The organism is Bacillus capparidis (assembly GCF_017832095.1).
GTDB classification, from domain to species: Bacteria; Bacillota; Bacilli; order Bacillales; family Bacillaceae; genus Bacillus; species Bacillus gobiensis.
This window is the reverse complement of the sequence record NZ_JAFDST010000012.1, coordinates 1-17,586: the sequence shown is the minus strand read 5'-3', so window position 1 is coordinate 17,586 and position 17,586 is coordinate 1. Positions and strand designations below refer to the sequence as shown.

The 17,586-nt window shown below is 39.0% G+C and carries 22 protein-coding genes, 1 riboswitch and 1 other annotated feature; of the genes, 13 read left to right on the top strand and 9 right to left on the bottom strand.

What is annotated here, in order from left to right:
* Both JOC74_RS23240 and JOC74_RS23235 read right to left on the bottom strand, forming a co-directional pair.
* A partial coding sequence (locus tag JOC74_RS23240) for a hypothetical protein (protein ID WP_211086335.1) occupies positions 1-497 on the bottom strand: 497 nt, incomplete at its 3' end.
* Positions 498-916: 419 nt separating this feature from the next.
* Complete coding sequence (locus JOC74_RS23235; RefSeq protein WP_053603915.1) at positions 917-1,894, bottom strand: aldo/keto reductase; 978 nt, start codon at positions 1,892-1,894, stop codon at positions 917-919.
* Positions 1,895-2,183: 289 nt separating this feature from the next.
* Here JOC74_RS23235 and JOC74_RS23230 point away from each other — a divergent pair, with 289 nt between their 5' ends.
* From JOC74_RS23230 to JOC74_RS23215, 4 genes are all read left to right on the top strand, one after another.
* Positions 2,184-2,903: an AAA family ATPase gene (locus JOC74_RS23230; RefSeq protein WP_053603914.1), complete on the top strand. Its 720-nt coding sequence runs from the start codon at positions 2,184-2,186 to the stop codon at positions 2,901-2,903.
* A 200-nt stretch (positions 2,904-3,103) separates the two neighbouring features.
* Positions 3,104-3,360, top strand: a binding site (T-box leader).
* 112 nt (positions 3,361-3,472) lie between these two features.
* Positions 3,473-3,634 (top strand): anti-TRAP protein, encoded by a 162-nt coding sequence (rtpA, locus tag JOC74_RS23225; RefSeq protein WP_053603913.1) that lies wholly within the window; start codon positions 3,473-3,475, stop codon positions 3,632-3,634.
* A 14-nt stretch (positions 3,635-3,648) separates the two neighbouring features.
* Positions 3,649-4,614: a DMT family transporter gene (locus JOC74_RS23220; RefSeq protein WP_053603912.1), complete on the top strand. Its 966-nt coding sequence runs from the start codon at positions 3,649-3,651 to the stop codon at positions 4,612-4,614.
* Positions 4,615-4,677: 63 nt separating this feature from the next.
* On the top strand, positions 4,678-5,229 hold the full coding sequence (locus tag JOC74_RS23215; RefSeq protein WP_053606086.1) for a DJ-1/PfpI family protein: 552 nt from the start codon (positions 4,678-4,680) through the stop codon (positions 5,227-5,229).
* Between the two features lie 45 nt (positions 5,230-5,274).
* Here the strand turns inward: JOC74_RS23215 and JOC74_RS23210 are convergent, their stop codons facing one another.
* Positions 5,275-5,769, bottom strand: a complete 495-nt coding sequence (locus JOC74_RS23210; RefSeq protein ID WP_053603911.1) for a DinB family protein — start codon at positions 5,767-5,769, stop codon at positions 5,275-5,277.
* Positions 5,770-5,911: 142 nt separating this feature from the next.
* Here JOC74_RS23210 and JOC74_RS23205 point away from each other — a divergent pair, with 142 nt between their 5' ends.
* From JOC74_RS23205 to JOC74_RS23190, 5 genes are all read left to right on the top strand, one after another.
* Positions 5,912-6,829, top strand: a complete 918-nt coding sequence (locus JOC74_RS23205) for a DMT family transporter (protein WP_053606085.1) — start codon at positions 5,912-5,914, stop codon at positions 6,827-6,829.
* A 77-nt stretch (positions 6,830-6,906) separates the two neighbouring features.
* Complete coding sequence (locus JOC74_RS23200) at positions 6,907-7,443, top strand: NfeD family protein (RefSeq protein WP_053603910.1); 537 nt, start codon at positions 6,907-6,909, stop codon at positions 7,441-7,443.
* A 20-nt stretch (positions 7,444-7,463) separates the two neighbouring features.
* Complete coding sequence (gene floT, locus JOC74_RS23195) at positions 7,464-8,999, top strand: flotillin lipid rafts scaffold protein FloT (protein WP_053603909.1); 1,536 nt, start codon at positions 7,464-7,466, stop codon at positions 8,997-8,999.
* 56 nt (positions 9,000-9,055) lie between these two features.
* The gene (locus JOC74_RS24225; protein ID WP_312883866.1) at positions 9,056-9,199 is read left to right on the top strand and encodes a hypothetical protein; all 144 of its coding nucleotides are present in this window, start codon (positions 9,056-9,058) and stop codon (positions 9,197-9,199) included.
* A gap of 21 nt (positions 9,200-9,220) precedes the next feature.
* Positions 9,221-9,574, top strand: a complete 354-nt coding sequence (locus JOC74_RS23190) for a GNAT family N-acetyltransferase (protein ID WP_312883865.1) — start codon at positions 9,221-9,223, stop codon at positions 9,572-9,574.
* 4 nt (positions 9,575-9,578) lie between these two features.
* Here the strand turns inward: JOC74_RS23190 and JOC74_RS23185 are convergent, their stop codons facing one another.
* On the bottom strand, positions 9,579-9,767 hold the full coding sequence (locus tag JOC74_RS23185) for a hypothetical protein (RefSeq protein WP_053603908.1): 189 nt from the start codon (positions 9,765-9,767) through the stop codon (positions 9,579-9,581).
* A gap of 204 nt (positions 9,768-9,971) precedes the next feature.
* Positions 9,972-10,080: riboswitch (TPP riboswitch) on the top strand.
* 69 nt (positions 10,081-10,149) lie between these two features.
* Between JOC74_RS23185 and JOC74_RS23180 the strand changes: the two genes are divergently transcribed.
* Genes JOC74_RS23180 through JOC74_RS23165 form a run of 4 tightly spaced genes read left to right on the top strand, consistent with a single transcriptional unit; the run spans position 10,150 to position 12,963 of the window.
* A complete protein-coding gene (locus tag JOC74_RS23180) occupies positions 10,150-10,440 on the top strand; it encodes an MTH1187 family thiamine-binding protein (RefSeq protein WP_053603907.1) in 291 nt (96 codons plus the stop codon).
* Positions 10,415-11,206: an ABC transporter permease gene (locus JOC74_RS23175; RefSeq protein ID WP_053603906.1), complete on the top strand. Its 792-nt coding sequence runs from the start codon at positions 10,415-10,417 to the stop codon at positions 11,204-11,206. Before JOC74_RS23180 ends, JOC74_RS23175 begins: the two co-directional genes overlap by 26 nt.
* Positions 11,207-11,220: 14 nt before the next feature.
* Complete coding sequence (locus tag JOC74_RS23170) at positions 11,221-12,216, top strand: ABC transporter substrate-binding protein (RefSeq protein ID WP_098945305.1); 996 nt, start codon at positions 11,221-11,223, stop codon at positions 12,214-12,216.
* A gap of 12 nt (positions 12,217-12,228) precedes the next feature.
* Positions 12,229-12,963, top strand: a complete 735-nt coding sequence (locus JOC74_RS23165; RefSeq protein ID WP_053603905.1) for an ABC transporter ATP-binding protein — start codon at positions 12,229-12,231, stop codon at positions 12,961-12,963.
* A 91-nt stretch (positions 12,964-13,054) separates the two neighbouring features.
* On the opposite strand, the gene JOC74_RS23160 is transcribed toward JOC74_RS23165, so the two are convergent.
* The 5 genes from JOC74_RS23160 to JOC74_RS23140 all read right to left on the bottom strand — a co-directional run bounded on the left by JOC74_RS23160 (position 13,055) and on the right by JOC74_RS23140 (position 17,059).
* Positions 13,055-13,336, bottom strand: coding sequence for a hypothetical protein (locus JOC74_RS23160; protein WP_225970358.1), 282 nt, complete (start codon positions 13,334-13,336; stop codon positions 13,055-13,057).
* The gene (locus JOC74_RS23155) at positions 13,333-14,235 is read right to left on the bottom strand and encodes a PqqD family protein (RefSeq protein WP_053603904.1); all 903 of its coding nucleotides are present in this window, start codon (positions 14,233-14,235) and stop codon (positions 13,333-13,335) included. Before JOC74_RS23155 ends, JOC74_RS23160 begins: the two co-directional genes overlap by 4 nt.
* On the bottom strand, positions 14,219-15,685 hold the full coding sequence (locus JOC74_RS23150; protein WP_053603903.1) for a hypothetical protein: 1,467 nt from the start codon (positions 15,683-15,685) through the stop codon (positions 14,219-14,221). Before JOC74_RS23150 ends, JOC74_RS23155 begins: the two co-directional genes overlap by 17 nt.
* Positions 15,663-16,409 (bottom strand): ABC transporter ATP-binding protein, encoded by a 747-nt coding sequence (locus tag JOC74_RS23145; RefSeq protein WP_053603902.1) that lies wholly within the window; start codon positions 16,407-16,409, stop codon positions 15,663-15,665. Before JOC74_RS23145 ends, JOC74_RS23150 begins: the two co-directional genes overlap by 23 nt.
* 437 nt (positions 16,410-16,846) lie before the next feature.
* Positions 16,847-17,059 (bottom strand): hypothetical protein, encoded by a 213-nt coding sequence (locus JOC74_RS23140; protein WP_053603901.1) that lies wholly within the window; start codon positions 17,057-17,059, stop codon positions 16,847-16,849.
* Positions 17,060-17,586: the final 527 nt, after the last annotated feature.

Genomic DNA, 17,586 nt, shown 5'->3' with positions numbered 1-17,586 from the left:
CTGCTTCTTTCTAAGTCATTGTCCACACTGCTTTCCGAACTTCTGTCTCTGCTTCTTTCTAAGTCATTGTCCGCACTGCTTTCCGAACTTCTGTCTCTGCTTCTTTCTAAGTCATTGTCCACACTGCTTTCCGAACTTCTGTCTCTGCTTCTTTCTAAGTCATTGTCCGCACTGCTTTCCGAACTTCTGTCCCTGATTCTTTCTAAACTGATCATACCGGCTAAAAGATAAAGTATGGCAGGCAAGAACCCGGCTCCGTATGAAATGATTCCTGTGAAAACAGCGCCAGCGATAAATAAAATGCCTGCCAATTTTGTTTTTTTATTCTCTTTTATGCTATATACGGCGGTTAATCCAAAGATCAAGCCAAAGAAAGCCGCTATCGTAATCGCCCACCCGCTGCCATCTAACCATAAGGTGAAAAATCCTAAAAGCAGCATCGCACTTGAACAGACAACACCGGAAATTCCTAAAGTCGTTTCATTTGCACGATTCACTCGTTTGATCCTCCTATAGGTAACGAAATAATTCAAATTGTAAGCTATAACAAATATATGTGACAGTCATGGAAATGTTATCAGCATTTTTTGGCTGAGCCATTTATTAATTTAATATGTTTGCCTAGACATATGTAAATAGTGATAGCCATTTTAGAATCAATCTAAAGAAATACCTTCCATTTTTGGACAAATTATTTATATCAAGAAAAAGGATGGATGAAATATGCCTGGGCTGATCAATAAGTAACAACTTGTGGTTGGAACGTATTATCTGCCGCTTTATAAGGAATTCCCGAGAACTATTTTTATAAATATTAATTTCTTTCTATGTATAATTGAGTGCGAATCCGGTACTTCTATTAGCTGAGTTGTCTCCTGTCACGCTCAGGCGTCTTGCTGTTCGTCTAGTAGGCTTTTTAAGGCAATTTAGCCCCTCTTGCGGAAACGTAAAGGGAATACCATTCCTCCCGTGTCATTAATTCAGACTGGCGTATTGCATCTCGGCAATTTCTGATGCGATCGGGATTTGTTGTACCGATAACGGGTTGAATTTTCGCTGGGTGCCGCATTAACCAGCCTAAAATAATCGCTTCAATCGATGTTTCTTTTTCAGAAGCCAACTTTTTTACTAACTCTTTCGTTTGTTTATCAGCCTCATTCATATTCTCAATTTCATTTCCTGAATATATTCCGTTTGCCAAAGGAGACCATCCTTGAATTTGGATATCATTTAGGATGCAGTGCTCGAGCAAGCCGTCTGAAAAGTGAGAGGCGGCACCTGATTCATGATTGACGAGGACACCATGGTCAACCCAGTCTAGCTTACGCAAGTTCATTTCAAGCTGATTTACGATGATTGGATCATTGCAGTACGCTTGAAGTAACTGGATTTGTGCTTTATTCATATTTGATACACCAAAATGGCGCACTTTTCCTGAAGATTTTAGCTGCTGAAAAGCCTCCGCGACTTCTTCTGGTTCCATTAGTGGATCGGGCCGGTGCAATAGCAATATATCTATGTATTCAGTTTGCAGTCTTTGTAAAATTCTATCAACTGAAGTAAGAATATGCTCCTTTGAAAAATCATATCGGAATGGTCCGCCCTCATCTTCAAAACGAATGCCGCATTTGCTTTGAACGATGATTTGTTCTCTTAAGCCAGGCTTTGAGGCTAAAATATTTCCGAAGACCTCTTCCGCTTTCCCCATTCGATAAATGTCGGCATGGTCGAACATTGTGATACCAGCTGCAAGTGCTGCGTCGATTGCTTGTTCTGCCTTAACGATATCTTCATTTGAGATTGGACTTGAGTCCCAATTTCCTCCAAATCCCATGCATCCTAAAACGAGTCGGTTATCGGTTATCTCACGCTTTTTCAATGTTGTTATTTTCATGAACTAGTTTCCTCCTTACCTTTTCTAATTAAGAATTAGTTGATGATATGCTTATTTAAACAAAATTCGCTAATTAATAGTTTACTTAATCCTTGAAGGGATTTCCATTATAGAATAATATGATTTAAGTGTGATTATGGAACTTGTTATTGAGCAGGAGTATACATGAACGACAAATCTGAGCTGTTATTTCAGGTGGGCATGAAGAAGAAAGAGAGTTCCCGCAGGAAATCTCGAATCCTAGTATAGAGCTATGGCTCAGTAAAATATTAAGTTAGCAGGTGAAATCATGTTTTTAAAAAGAATTACCCTTCAACATGACAAAATCCCCTCCATGAATAACTATCCGTTTTCGATTCCTGCGATTCAAAATCTTAAACAATTAGATTTGAAAAAGAATGTGACTTTTTTTGTCGGGGAAAATGGTTCTGGAAAATCGACTTTGTTAGAAGCGATTGCTGATAAATGCGAATTTCATACTGCAGGCGGGGGACGGAACAATTTGTATGAGGTACATGCTTCTGAATCCGCACTTGGCGAGTTTATTCGTCTTTCCTGGTTGCCTAAAGTCACAAACGGCTTCTTTCTTCGTGCCGAATCTTTCTATCATTTTGCTTCTCACATTGATTCGGTCGATACGCAAGGTTTCAAAGATTATGGCGGCCGCTCATTGCATAAACAATCCCATGGAGAGTCATTTTTATCTTTATTTTTAAATCGTTTCAAAGGAAGAGCCATCTATCTTTTAGATGAGCCTGAGGCAGCATTATCACCTCAAAGACAGCTGGCTTTTCTAAAAATATTGCATGATCTGGTTTCAAATAATGAGTGCCAATTTATCATAGCCACCCATTCCCTAATTCTTTTAGGATACCCTTATGCATCGATCTTGAGTTTTGATGACGGGAAGATCAGAGAAGTTGACTATGAGATGACCGATCATTATCAAATAACAAAATATTATTTGCAAAATAGAGAAAAGCTATTAAAAGAGCTTTTAGAAGAGTAATAAAGCCTCTGATGCAATCAGATGCATAGTTCAGAGAGCTCCCGATACAAAACATCCATTATAAATATTGCTTTCTTTTGCTCGAACCTTCGAGGAAGGGATTGAGCTATTGGAACAGGCATGGTTTGAAAATAAAAAGGGAAAGAATGATTGACTTTAGAAATTTAGAGTATTATCATTTTTACAAATCAATTGATCGGATAACAATGCTTGAGGAAGAGGGAGTACGTATCAATGCGTAAGGCAAAGAGAGTCGGTGGCTGCTGAGAACCGAACCATACGCGATACGGAAATGGGCTTCTGAATTGCTTCGCTGAAACCATAACAGTAGGCGGCAGCCGGGATTCTCTCTCCGTTACTAAGAGAGAAGCATCGAAAGTGATTTTTTTCTGTGCTTTAAAGCGAATTGCTTTTTAGCAATTAATAAAGGTGGCACCGCGGAAACCTCGTCCTTTGAATGGATGGGGTTTTTTATTGTTTTTAAGGGGGTGATGGCCATGGATGATGGCTGGTGGCTTTTGAAGGAATTTGTTTTTAAAACGTAAACGATTTTAGAAAGGAGGATAAGTATGGTACTAGCAACAGACGATTTGGAAATCACTTGCCCGAGTTGTAAAGGGACTGGAGAAGGAGATGCCGCGCCGTGTGAGAAATGCTCAGGGAAGGGAGTAATACTGACGGGGCAGGGAAATACGCTGCTTCACTTTATTAAAAAACATTTGAATGAATAGAAAGTTGTGATGAGATGAGCAGAGCTAAAGTTGAGAAAGCAGAGACGAGCAGCCAAATGAGCGTTAACCGGCAGGCCGTTATCGGGATATTTTTGATGGTTTCCGGCACCGTTTGTTTTGCGTCAAAATCGATTTTCATCAAATGGGCATACGAGCTGGGAGCGACACCTGAAGCAACATTATGGTTTAGACAATTTTTTGCAACTCCGTTGTTTTTTATTATTTTCATGATGTACCGATCGAAATTGCCTGTTAAGCCGCAAAAAGGAGAGATTGTAAAAGCATGTTTAGCAGGGTTATTATGTTTTTTTCTCTCTCCTTTGTTTGATTTTACAGGGCTGCATTATGTATCAGCGATCGTTGAGCGAATCTTAATTATGAGTTACCCGATCTTCGTCTTGATCATATCTGCTTTTAGTAGAAAGCAAATGATCTCCATTCTTGATCTTACAGTCATTCTCGTTGTAAATGCCGGGTTATTTTTAGCAATCGGAGGCTGGGATACAAGTTTACTGAATGCAAACATCTTGGGTGCTACCCTTATTCTCCTGTCTTCAATCACATATGCGATGTATCTTTTTCTTTCGGGTAGGCTAGTCAAAAAAATCGGCGGGATTCGCATGAATCTTTATGGAATGTTGACTGCTAGCTTGGCGATGGTGATATATCTGGGAATAAAACAAGCATCCTTAGAATCGGTTAATCTATTATCATTTCGGCCATCTGTGTATGGAGTGTTTTTTATCATTGCCGTTGTTGCCACAGTTATCCCTTTTATTCTTATGCTTGAGGGAATAAAACGGATTGGAGCAGAAAGAGGGGCAATGATTTCTATGTCAGGTCCGGTTCTTACGATTGTATTCGGCGCTTTTTTCTTGGGGGAACATCTAAGTATGATTCAGTGGGCCGGCTGCTTGCTTGTATTGATTACAATCAGTATTGTCGAATGGAAGAAGGTCAAAACTTTAAATGTAAAATGACTTTTTGTTATGATGAAACTGAGGAAAATTGCAAATCCTATTTTAAATAAGGAGATGATGATTTTGACGAAAAAACTATTGATTGTTACAGGTGACGCCGTAGAAGCTTTGGAAGTGTTTTATCCTTACTACCGTTGTTTGGAAGAAGGCTATGACGTGACAATTGCTTCACCAAAAAAGAAAAAACTCCAAACCGTCGTACATGACTTTTTGGATTGGGATACCTTCACGGAGAAACCAGGTTATTTACTTGAATCCCATGCTTCGTTTGACGAGATTAATCCGGCGGAATATGACGGATTGATTATTCCTGGAGGACGTGCACCGGAATACATACGTATGTATGATTCTCTCTTGAGTATTGTGAAGCACTTCTTTGCAGAAAATAAACCGGTTGGAGCAATATGCCACGCAAGCTTAATTTTCACAAGCCTGCAAGAGGAATTAAAAGGCCGGGAGCTAACAGCGTATATCGCATGCAGACCTGAGGTGGAAGCGATTGGAGCGAAATACATTGAAGAAAAGAATCACGTGGAAGGCAATTTAGTTTCTGGTCACGATTGGTCCAACCTTCCAGAGTTTATGCGAGAGTTCTTTAAACTTTTGAATAAATAATAGATAATGCTTAGCCCTTCTCGAGGAGAGAGGGGCTTAAATACTTCAATTAATTTTCGAATTCAATTTCTCGAGAATCTCCTCAATTTGCTTGCTATGCCGAACTTCGTGGTGGCCGATAAAACCAATCCACTGGGCAACGGTCAACTCTTTAAATACGGCGTGCGGCAAGACCTTGGTTAAATCCTTTTCGCTAATAGAAGAAATAATGATTGTTAATTGTTCCCTTGCCTGATCGAGCTCGTTTTTGCATTGTTCAAGAGTGATCGATTTTCGATCAGGCATTAGCTTTTCTGGAGCTTTCCGTGGGTGTGACCTGTCCTCTACAATTTCGATAGGCTGCTTCTTTACCTCTTTGATCTCAGCTTCTTTCATTCGATGTTTCAGAAAGGCTGAGGACATTTGATCTGTTTTGTTTAGGTGATCAAGGACCTCCTGGATACTCCATTCCTCCGCAGATGGGCGTTTGTTCAGGGTCTCATCTGACAGATTGTGAATCAGCAATCGCGTTTTTTGTCTTGCTTCGTGAATGATATTCATTTTATTTTCTCCCTCCCTAAAATAGATTACCATGGGTCAAGATCATACAGCCAGCATGAACCTAATAAGCAATAAAGGAACCCTTATCGATTTTTTTGCAAAGGTTCGCTATTCTTAAAAGAAAAGAGAAAGAAGGATGCTTATGCTGGAGTCGAAAATGCTTCCGTATCTTGCGTTATTTATTGGTGTTCTTACCGTTTCTGCTTCTGCCATTTTTGTGAAACTTGTTTCAGCTCCAGCTGAAATTACCGCATTTTATCGGCTATTGATTTCCACTGCCATCGTGTTTCCGTGGTTCTGGAGGAAAAGAAAGGCCTTATACCAATTTGCGAAAAGCGATTGGATATATTCGATGTTAGCCGGAGTTTTTCTTGCTTTTCATTTTATCCTCTGGTTTGAATCGCTTGAATACACCTCGGTAGCGAGCTCGGTTGTTCTGGTAACCCTGCAGCCCTTATTTGCGTTTGTTGGAACCTATTTCTTTTTTAAAGAAAAAGTGACATTCGGAGGCCTTGCAAGTGCGGGTTTTGCTATTGTGGGCAGCGCCATCATAAGCTGGGGAGATTTTAAGGTGAGCGGCCTTGCTCTATGGGGAGATATTTTGGCACTAATCGCATGTGCTATGGTAACCGCATATTTGCTTTGCGGCCAGCATCTTCGGAAGAAACAGAGCCTCGCTGTATATACCTTTGTTGTTTACGGCGTATCCACGGCCACGCTTTTTATTTATTGCTTGTTCTCTGGAGAATCGTTTGTGTCTTACCCATCAGAAGACTGGATCTATTTTGTCCTTTTAGCGATTTTCCCCACTCTTCTTGGACATTCGTTATTTAACTGGTCGATCAAATGGATTAGCACCAATATGGTTTCTGTATCAATTCTATTTGAACCAGTAGGAGCCTCAATTTTTGCATATTACGTTTTGAGAGAAATGGTAACTGCTTCTCAGATTGTCGGTGGGAGCATGATTTTAGCCGGCATCTTATTCTTTATTTTTGAAAAAAGAATGCTTCGCCTTTATAAATCCTTTTCCTTAAAAAAGAAAATGGCAAAACATTGAAACCTTTTCATGAGATGATCGTATTACAGGTGCAATGAAAAAAGTGGTCATTTGGGAGTAAGAAAGGATGTGATGCCGTGGAGATTCTTGGAACGCCCATTGCAACGATTTATTTAACGACGTTAATTATTGCAGGAGCCCTCACCCTTCTCTTTCTTTTCTTTGGAGAATTGTTTGAAGGCTTGGGCGAGGCTCTGCCGATTCCGTTTTTCAGCCCCACATTGATATTGGCCTTTATCACCTTTTTTTCAGCAAGTGGCTACATATTCGAAGCCTTGCTGCCAATATCAAGCCTGCTCATTATCTTCATTTCTATTATCTTATCAATTTTTCTCGTCACGTTACTGAATGTTTTTGTTCTCATTCCCTTATCTGCAGCAGAAGAATCAATTGCCTATAGAGAAGAAGACCTTAAGGGAAGGATTGGTAGAGTCATTACTTCCATACCAATTGACGGATATGGCGAGGTGGTGCTTGAAGGAAAAGGCGGGACGATTTCAAAATCTGCGGTAAGCTTTGAAAATCTACCTATTCCTTATGGCACTACAATCCTAGTGATTGAAATTGAAAGCGGGGTATTATCCGTCGTACCTCATGAACCATTTATAAAATAATTCGAGAGGGAGGAAAAGTCATGTTATCAACACCGATATGGATTGTCATAGGAATTGTATTTTTTATTCTGATCGCACTTATCAGCGTATTTGTTTCGAAATATCGCACGGCAGGTCCGGATGAAGCTTTAATCGTTACAGGGAGCTATTTGGGGAGGAAAAATGTCCATGTGGATGAGGGAGGCAACAAAATAAAAATTGTTCGCGGAGGAGGTACGTTCGTTCTTCCTGTTTTCCAACAATCCGAGCCGTTAAGTCTCTTATCCAGCAAGCTTGATGTGTCTACACCGGAAGTATATACCGAACAGGGTGTGCCGGTGATGGCTGACGGTACAGCAATCATAAAAATTGGCGGAAGCATTAACGAAATCGCGACGGCGGCTGAACAGTTTCTCGGGAAAACAAAGCAAGACAGGGAAATGGAAGCGAGAGAAGTATTGGAGGGACACCTTCGCTCTATTTTAGGCTCGATGACGGTAGAAGAAATTTATAAAAATCGTGAAAAATTTTCACAAGAGGTTCAACGAGTGGCTTCGCAGGATCTCGCAAAAATGGGTCTGGTCATTGTTTCATTTACGATCAAGGATGTACGTGATAAAAACGGCTACTTGGAGTCACTAGGAAAACCACGGATTGCGCAAGTAAAACGAGATGCGGACATCGCGACAGCAGAAGCAGATAAAGAAACAAGAATTAAGCGGGCGGAAGCCTCAAAAGACGCGAAAAAATCCGAGCTGGAACGAGCGACGGAAATTGCTGAAGCTGAAAAAATCAATCAGATGAAAATGGCTGAATACCGCAGGGAGCAGGATACGGCAAGAGCAAGCGCAGACCAAGCATACGATCTTGAAACTGCCAGGGCGCGACAGCAAGTGACCGAGCAGGAAATGCAAGTGAAAATCATAGAGCGGCAGAAACAAATTGAATTGGAAGAAAAAGAAATTCTTCGCCGAGAAAAGCAGTATGATTCAGAGGTTAAGAAAAAAGCGGATGCCGATCGTTACTCTGTCGAACAATCAGCTGCTGCACACAAAGCACGCCAGTATGCAGAAGCAGATGCTAAGCAGTATAGTACTGAAGCCTTGGCTCGCGCTGAAGCAGAACGAGTGCGTTTGGATGGAATTGCGAAAGCGGAAGCGGAAAAAGCAAAAGGAGAAACGGAAGCAGAAGTTATACGCCTGAAAGGACTTGCAGAAGCTGAAGCAAAAGAAAAAATCGCTGAAGCCTTTGAGAAATACGGCCAAGCTGCTATTCTCGATATGATTATAGGAATGCTGCCTGAATATGCGAAGCAGGTGTCTGCGCCACTTTCCAACATTGATAAAATTACGGTTGTTGATACCGGCGGCAGCGGTGAAAACAGCGGGGCAAACAGAGTGACCGGTTATGCAACCAATTTGATGTCTTCCTTGCAGGAAAGCTTGAAGGCTTCTTCAGGAATTGATGTGAAAGAACTGATCGAAAATTTTTCTGGAAAAGGAAACGTTAGACAAAGCTTGGATGAAATCGGCATCGGTATCAATAAATCCAAAGCGGTCAAGGAAACAATAGAATAAGATGAAGGCAGTCGACGGGCTGCCTTTTTCGCTAAAGTAAAAAGGAGTGATTTATGATGTTCAACATTCGCAAAGCAACAAAAGAGGATGCGGCAGAAATCGCCAAGGTACATGTGGATAGCTGGAGAACGACATATAAAAACATAGTGTCTGATACATATCTTGCGCAATTAAATTATGAAGATAGAGAGAAGATGTAGAGAGATAATTCGTTTGAAAGCGTGTTTGTCGCTGAAGATCAGTCAGGGATTTTCGGGTTTGCCGGGTTCGGTCCCGAGCGGACAAAAAAACACAACTATGATGGTGAGCTATATGCAATCTATTTGTTTAAAGAAAAGCAAAAAATGGGTGCGAGAAAAGCATTAGTAAAAGAGGGTGTCAAATATCTCTTAGAAAACGGGTATCAAAACATGTTGGTCTGGGTGCTGGATGAAAATCCTTCCATTGGATTCTATCTTTCCCTAGAACCAGAAAAAGTAGCAAAAGATAGCTTTACGATCGCTGAGAAAAACCATATTGAAATCGCCTTTGGCTGGAGAGATCTGTCTTTGCTTGAAGCGAAGCTGAGTAAGTAACGAATTATTTAATCGAATTTAAAAAATAGGATGAGAGAATGGCGAAAGCTACACCAAGCGGAATATAAAATATCATTCCTCTGCCATTCACTTTTCCTTCTGCATCGCACACCTTTATTGCCTCGAAATACCCCATCAATAAATTTATTACTGACAGGGAGTAGCACAATAGCATTAAAAAAAACGCATTCATTCTCTCTTTCCCCTCTCTATCATCTCTCTATTATTACATTCAAAGAAATGGCTGAATATGCAAAAAAATTTAGTTTATCGTATCGTTTTGAAGATATTTTTTTGGAGAATCTATCAAAATTGGTTTGCTTGTTTTGAATGGAAATGCCTTGATGGCGGGCTTTAGCTGATTTACAAGCGTCGAGAATCATGGTAAGGTACAATGGTAAATAATATGGGGAGCTAAGTGAACTTGGCTGAGAGGATGCGAAAACGTATCGACCCACAAACCTGATCTGGGTAATGCCAGCGTAGGGATACTCTATAACAAAAGTGAATGACTTTTCTATAGCGATCCTCCTCTCAATTTTCCACTTGCTCTTCTTCACTAGAAGGAGGAGTATATGTCATCGATAAATCTGGCATTTCAAGTATTGCCCAAATCTGGAACAATCCCGGTCTATGAATTAGTCGACAAAGCAATTGAAGTTGTTGCCGCTTCCGGCGTTCCTTATGAAGTCGGTGCGATGGAGACGGTTATGGAAGGTGAAATGGACGAGCTTCTGGAAATCGTCAAAAAGGCTCAAGATGCTTGCATAGCAGCAGGAGCCACTGAGGTCATGACCCATATGAAAATCCATTATCGGCCTGATGGGGGCGTGACAATTCGTGAAAAGGTTGAAAAATACCGCTAGCACGCAATGGGATAGCGTTCGGAATATCGTTTTGCCGGTAAGCTCGGTTTTTTTATTTTTTCTTTTATGGGAATTGTTTGTCCTTATCACGAAGACTGAGGCTTGGATATTGCCCGCTCCGCATCTCGTGATTACAGAATTTTTCACAGGAAATTTTGCATTTTCCGATCATATTTTTCCTACATTATTTGAAGCATTGACAGGGCTCCTTCTTTCCGTCGTCGTGGGGGTTGGGTTTGCAATTATTCTCGATTCTTCCGACGTTTTGTATCGAACATTCAGCCCGCTTCTCGTTGTTTCGCAAACGATTCCGATTATTGCGCTTGCGCCATTATTTATTATTTGGTTTGGTTTTGGTTTTGTACCTAAGCTCCTTATCGTAGCGCTCGTCTGCTTCTTTCCCATAGCTATGAATGTGATTGAGGGCTTGCGTATGGTTGACAAAGACATGCTTGCCATGATGAAGTCTGTCGGTGCGAGCCGTTACCAGCTTCTATTTAAACTGAAGCTTCCGTTTGCGCTTCCGTTTTTCTTTACCGGTCTGAAAATCTCAGGTACATACGCCGTAATGGGAGCCGTTATTTCTGAATGGCTCGGGGCAAGCAAGGGGCTGGGAGTTACTTTAACAAGGGCAACGCAATCCTTTCAAACCGTTCGGGTATTTTTAATCATCGTCATTATCGTGTTATTAAGCCTGACTTTTTACAGCAGCATTCAGCTTGCAGCAAGAGCTTGTATGCCATGGAAACACAAGCAAAAGAAATGAGGTTTTTTGATAAAATGAAACTGCGCAAAACGTATGTATTATTTAGTATTCTCGTATTGCTGCTTTCAGCATGCGGGCAGCAAAATTCTGAGCAAAGAAAAAATGGAGACCTAAAAAAAGTAACCATTATGCTCGATTGGTTTCCTAACACAAATCATACAGGAATCTATGTAGCAAAAGAAAAAGGATATTATAAAGAGAATGGAATAGATTTAGAAATTCTTGAACCCGGAGATGGTATGAGTGTGGAACAAGTGGTTGCCAAAGGAAATGCCGATTTTGGCATTTCGAATCAAGAATCGGTCACTCAGGCAAGATCAACCGATATCCCGATTGTGTCAATCGCTGCCATTATTCAAGAAAACACATCGGCCTTTGCCTCTTTAAAGAAAAGCGGCATCACCTCGGTTAAACAATTTGAAGGCAAACGATATGGGGGATGGGGATCAGAGTCAGAAGAAGCTGTCTTACGAGCAGTCATGAAAAAGCATAATGCAAATTATGAAAAAATCGAAAATGTGACTTTGGGTGCTACAGATTTCTTTAAATCTATTGGAAGAGATGCAGATGTTGAATGGATTTTCTACGGATGGGACGGCATTGAAGCAAAAAGACAGGGGATCGATTTAAATCTTATTTATTTAAAAGACTTAGATCCTGCATTAAATTATTATACACCTGTCATCGCTTCAAGCGAGAAGCTTATTAATTCCGATCCTGAAACTGTCAAAGCCTTTATGGATGCAACAAAAAAAGGCTATAAGGACTCAATCAACAATCCGGAAGAAGCAGCAGATTTGCTTGTAAAACAGGTTCCGGATTTGAACAAAGATCTTGTTCATAAAAGCCAAGACTGGTTGAGCAAGCAGTATCAAGGCAATGCAGATAGATGGGGAATCCAGGATCAAGCGGTATGGGAAAATTACGCCAACTGGATGGTCGAAAATCAATTGCTGGATAAAAAAATTGATACAGGTAAAGCCTTCACGAATCAATTTATTGATAACTAGGAGCAGTTTCTCATGCTTACGATAAAGTCTGTTTCAAAATCATTTGATAATCTAAGCGTTTTAGATACAATCGATCTTCATGTGAAAAAAGAAGAATTTGTAAGTATCATTGGACCTAGCGGCTGCGGGAAAAGCACTCTTTTAGAGATTGTTACCGGCCTGATTGCACCAAGCAACGGAGAAATTTATTTCAATGAAGAAAATGTGACAGGAACAACGAATAAACTAGGATACATGCCGCAAAAAGACGTGTTGTTTCCGTGGAGAACTGTATTGGAAAATGTAATCATTCCTCAAGAAATTATGGGAATTAGAAAAAAAGATGCTGAAAAAAAAGCGCGCCAGTTAGTTGAGAAATTTGGACTGAGCGGCTTTGAAGAGTATTATCCGAGTGCGTTGTCCGGAGGTATGAAGCAGCGGGCGAACTTTCTGCGAACCGTTTTGACAGACAAACGCTTACTTGCGCTCGATGAACCTTTTGGCAAGCTTGATGCTTTAACAAAGCGTGAAATGCTGAAATGGCTGACTACTGTTAGAATGGAAACAAAGCAGAGTTTCTTGTTAATCACACATGATATAGATGAAGCGATATTTTTGTCTGATCGGATTTATGTCATGTCTAGCCGTCCCGGACGTATCGTAAAAGAAGTCCATGTGAAGGAGAAACACCCTAGAAGTAATGGATTTCTATTATCAAAAAGTTTTTCTGAACTAAAGAATGAGCTGCTTAGCAGTCTTGGAGTCTAGAATTAGTTGAGGGAAATTTATTTTTTGCAAAACTATAATAAATTATCGACCAAGAAATAAGCTTAGGAGGATCCTCCTAAGCTTTTTATGTTTAATTAAAACGCTTTTTTCTTATACTGGAAATTATCGAAACGATGATAAAGACAACGATAAATAACGAAATCATAATAATGAAGAAGTTAGGTTTGATCTGAAAGGTAAACGCTGAATTCCCATCCATTTCAAATGACAAACTATTAAATAATAAATCGTTATTGGATTTCGCTTGAAATAAATGATAAAAGAACACAGCGGCCAACAGCATTGGATATCCGAGAAATGCGATAAAACTTCCGAAAATGGCGCCATGCTTTAAAGATTCTAATTTCATCATTTTTGACCTCCCATTCTTTCAAGCATCAGCTGCTTGATGATTGATTTCCCATCTCCCATGAACGGCAGCAGGTATAAAAGATGAATAAAATAAACGATTGAAAAAATGAAGAAACCTGAAGATACTGGATTTTCCCTTAAATACAGAAACGTAATCGTAATTCCCGAAGCGCCCAATAAACCTGGCACTAACGGACCTAGGGCGGTGATCCAGAGCATCTTTAACTTATAAGGCTTAATGACTGGCCTAACAAATTTAACTGACATCATATCAGAGGCAAAAAAGCCTCGAGGCCCATGATTTCCCGCAAACTTACGGTGACAATATCCATGCGCAGTTTCATGTAATGCTGTTCCTGTTATCAGGGCTATATAAATGACCGTGAAATAAACTGCAATATTGACAATGGATTGGTCCGGAATGATTAAAAAAGCAACAGTCGCGACTATCATAAATAAAAACCAAATGAAAATAATTTTTTTCGTTACAATGAATAAACAAGTGAAAAAAATCGACCAAAAGGACTCTCCGTTACTCATATAGCGTTCCTTATATTTAAAATGATACTGCTTGAAAAACTGGAGTAAAAAAGTGACTAATAATGATGGAGACTGATAGCGAAGTGCAACTAAATAATGTGAATTTAACTCTAGTAAAAGTTTATTGAAATCATTTGAAATAACTTTTTCTTTCACATTAAATATTTTTGCAATTGATTCCGTTATTTCGCCTTCAGTTTTTTTTCCGTCCATTTCTTTTAGCATATGATATGCGGATTCGTTAATGGGAAACTCTGCGCCGAGCTGGTCATCTGTCAAGTGCTTTTTCTTTAGTGTTACATGCACAGGAAGAGAAGGGATTCTCTCAATCTTCAACACTTCTTTAAGAGGCTGAATCATGCTCATACCTCCATTTAAAGCCTTTATGAATAACAAAAAGAAGCAGCAATTCAAAACATAGTAACATGATCCATTGCAACTCGATTCCTGCTGAGCCTATTAAGTAGTTCCCGATAAAAAATATAGGAATCATCATAATAATCAACATTCCGAATGAAAAGATTCCCGTGTACGGATTGTTTCGGTCAAGCGGCAATAAAATTCCGACTAAATAAAACAGTCCGCATGAATTTAAAAGCACGCCGATGCTTTGCAGCAGGACTATGAAGCTTTCCGGTGCAGTACATGTAAACAGTGCCAAGAGAAAAACTTGTAACATTCCGATAACCACAAGTCCGCAATATTTAAATAAAACAACCTCTGACGGCTTTAATCCAATTGTTTTATACACCGGTAATACAATTCGGTCATTTCCGAATGAATTGAACGCGATCAATCCTGAAAAAGCACTAAGTATTAATAACTTTTGATCACTGAAATCCAAATTGAACCTGTATTTTACAAACACAATAATGATAAAGAGCAATATAAAATTAAGAATATTTTCCTCATTTCTCACCTGTGATTTGATCTCTTTCACAAGAAGGCTCCAACCTTTGGCAGAAGGGAACGGAAGGCTGCTTAACAGCTTGAGCGATCTTTTTTCTGACATGATCGGCATAAGAGACATTGACATAAATGCACAGATAATCGTAAACAGAATGAAGCCTGTTAAGATAAAATAATTAACTCCCTCAGGATAAATTCCTTGCAGGGAAAGAAAAAAGGGGGCTGAAAAATACATAAAATCATAATCAAAAGTTTGATATGTCTTTGCGATTTTATTTATATTAAAATGAGTCATAATATACCCTGAAACTAAAACGAGCAATACAAATAAAGAAAAAAACTTTTGTAATGGAAATTTGATTTTTAAAATAAACATGTACGTGGCGTTATAGATTAGATTAATGAACGACAAAACAAATATCGTCTGAACAAAAATCATGGCAAAAAAACCGATAGTAAAACCGATGCCAATTCTATTTATGATAAAATTAGGAATTAATAAAATGCCGATGATAAATAAAATAATAGATGATACAACAGCCATTATCGGAATAAAATAACCTAAGCTTTTTTGAAACGTTGTTAGCGGAAGCCAGCTAAGCTGCATAGAAAAACGATCCTGTTCGGGTGTCCTGACTTTAATGAGGACAAACAGTAATGAAGTAAAAATTGAAGCATTGATCGACATTGATGTTGCCAGAAGCCCTAGAGATTGCTCTCTGCCTGTTAAAAAGGCTTTTAAAAAAGTACCCGTAAAGCTGTAGCCGATTATAGCGGCTATCGTGACAGTAAACAGAAAGAACAAAATGGCCAGAATACGCTTCATTGTGGTATCAAAAATCTTATTTATTTCTCTTTGCCACATTTTCAACATCGTTTTAGAAATTATTAATGATTTCATCGAAACGGGCACCCCTGTCACTTAACATAGATGCTTTTAGAAACACTTGCTCTAGCGTGCTGCATCCGTATTTTTCTTTAAGATGAGCAGTTGTTCCTTCATCCATCTTATGTCCCTTAGAGATAATGGCAATCCTGTTACACAATTCTTCGGCAGCGAGCATATCATGAGTCGAAAGAAGAATTGCTCCGTTATTGGAAGTATATCGTTTCATTAATTTTTTTGTGTTTATTACTGCTTCAATATCAAGTCCCCGAAAAGGTTCATCCATGATGATTATCGTACTATCCAGCATAAAAGCCGCGATAAGCTGTATTTTCTTTTTCATTCCGTGTGAATATGTTTCAATCGGTTCTGATAAAGCTTTTTTCATATCAAATAGTTCAATAAGTTGATTTCTTTTTTGTATTGAATTACATTCGTACATAGAGAGAATGAAATCTAAATATTCCTTTCCTGTTAATGCTTCTGGTAACAGTAAATCGTCAGGAACATATGCAAGCTTTTTTTTAAAGGAAGCATCTTCATTAGTTAAATCGCCAATCATAATGTTTCCTTTATTTTGTTTAATAATGCCTAAAATACAGTTGATCATTGAAGTCTTTCCAGATCCGTTTGGGCCGGCAACCGCGACAATTTCTGCCGGCTTTACAGTTATATTAAAATCTTTCACAGCAGTCACATTATTTTTATACGTTTTGGTTAGATTTTCAATTGTTAACATATGACCTCCAGATGATTACAGACTTTCCGAACGAGACAGCCTATGAAAATCTTTAGAAAGCCATTAGGCATAAGGTATGGAAGTGAAGTCAGATTTGAAGTGGCTTTTGGTGTAATCGATCATCTTTAATCGGGTCAGGCTTTTTTTGACAGACAAGCAAAATTTTTCTTGTTCATTGTAAAGCAATATAAGTTTTAAGCTGCCAGAACAATTTGTGTTTCTTGATGCACTGTAGTCGTCCATCAACACGCGAACTTATAAAAGCCTGACTGAGGCCGCCGTTTAAAAAGGGTTTAATGCTTACTTAGTTTTTTAAGAATACTGCATGAGTCAGAAGGCTGCCTTTTATTCTTTGCTAAAGGGTTAAACCGCACGTCACAACGGTTTAACCCCGATGTTTATGTCTAAGAAGTAAGTGAGATGAATCCTCAGTATGTCTAAATACATTCTATGCTGACTTTTAATCCATTTACCCATTGAACTGATCCTGTAAAGCTGCCGTGTCCATTGTAAATACACCAAACTGCTGCTCCAAGAACGACTGTTGCACCAAGTCCCAAAAGGACAGCAATGAATACTAGAAACCATGCTTGATCCATGATAGCAGGTCTCATTACTGAATAGTCAACTTGCGGTGCAGTATACGTCATATTTTCACCTCCCATGTATAAAAAAATCGTAACACATAGAAAAATTCACTAAAATCACTCAATAGTCACGAATCAAAATCCCCAGAAAAAGAATAATTTACTATTTTTTCTATCCAGGAAACATTTTTTCTATAATTTAGGAAGTTAAAGTTGGTTGATTCATTACAGTTCAGTTTATTTGCTGTCGGTTCCTTTTAAAGGTAATTAAGTTTCTTCTATTAAAAAAGAAGCACATTTAGTGCACATTCCAAATAAAGTGTTAATCGTTATCGTTGTGCTTTTATTATATTGTGGCTTGATTCCAATATGAAAAAGTGGTAGTATAACAACTGTCTCAATCTATAACTTATAACTCTAATAAATTTTATAAAAGATGTTGACAACTTCTTTTAACGATGATATATTAATAGAGTCGCTTTTGACGAGAGGCAAAATGATCTTTGAAAACTAAACAAGACAAACGTACCTGTTAATTCTAGATTTTGTTTTAAAAAATCGCATAGGCGACTATGCGTAGTCAGTCAAAC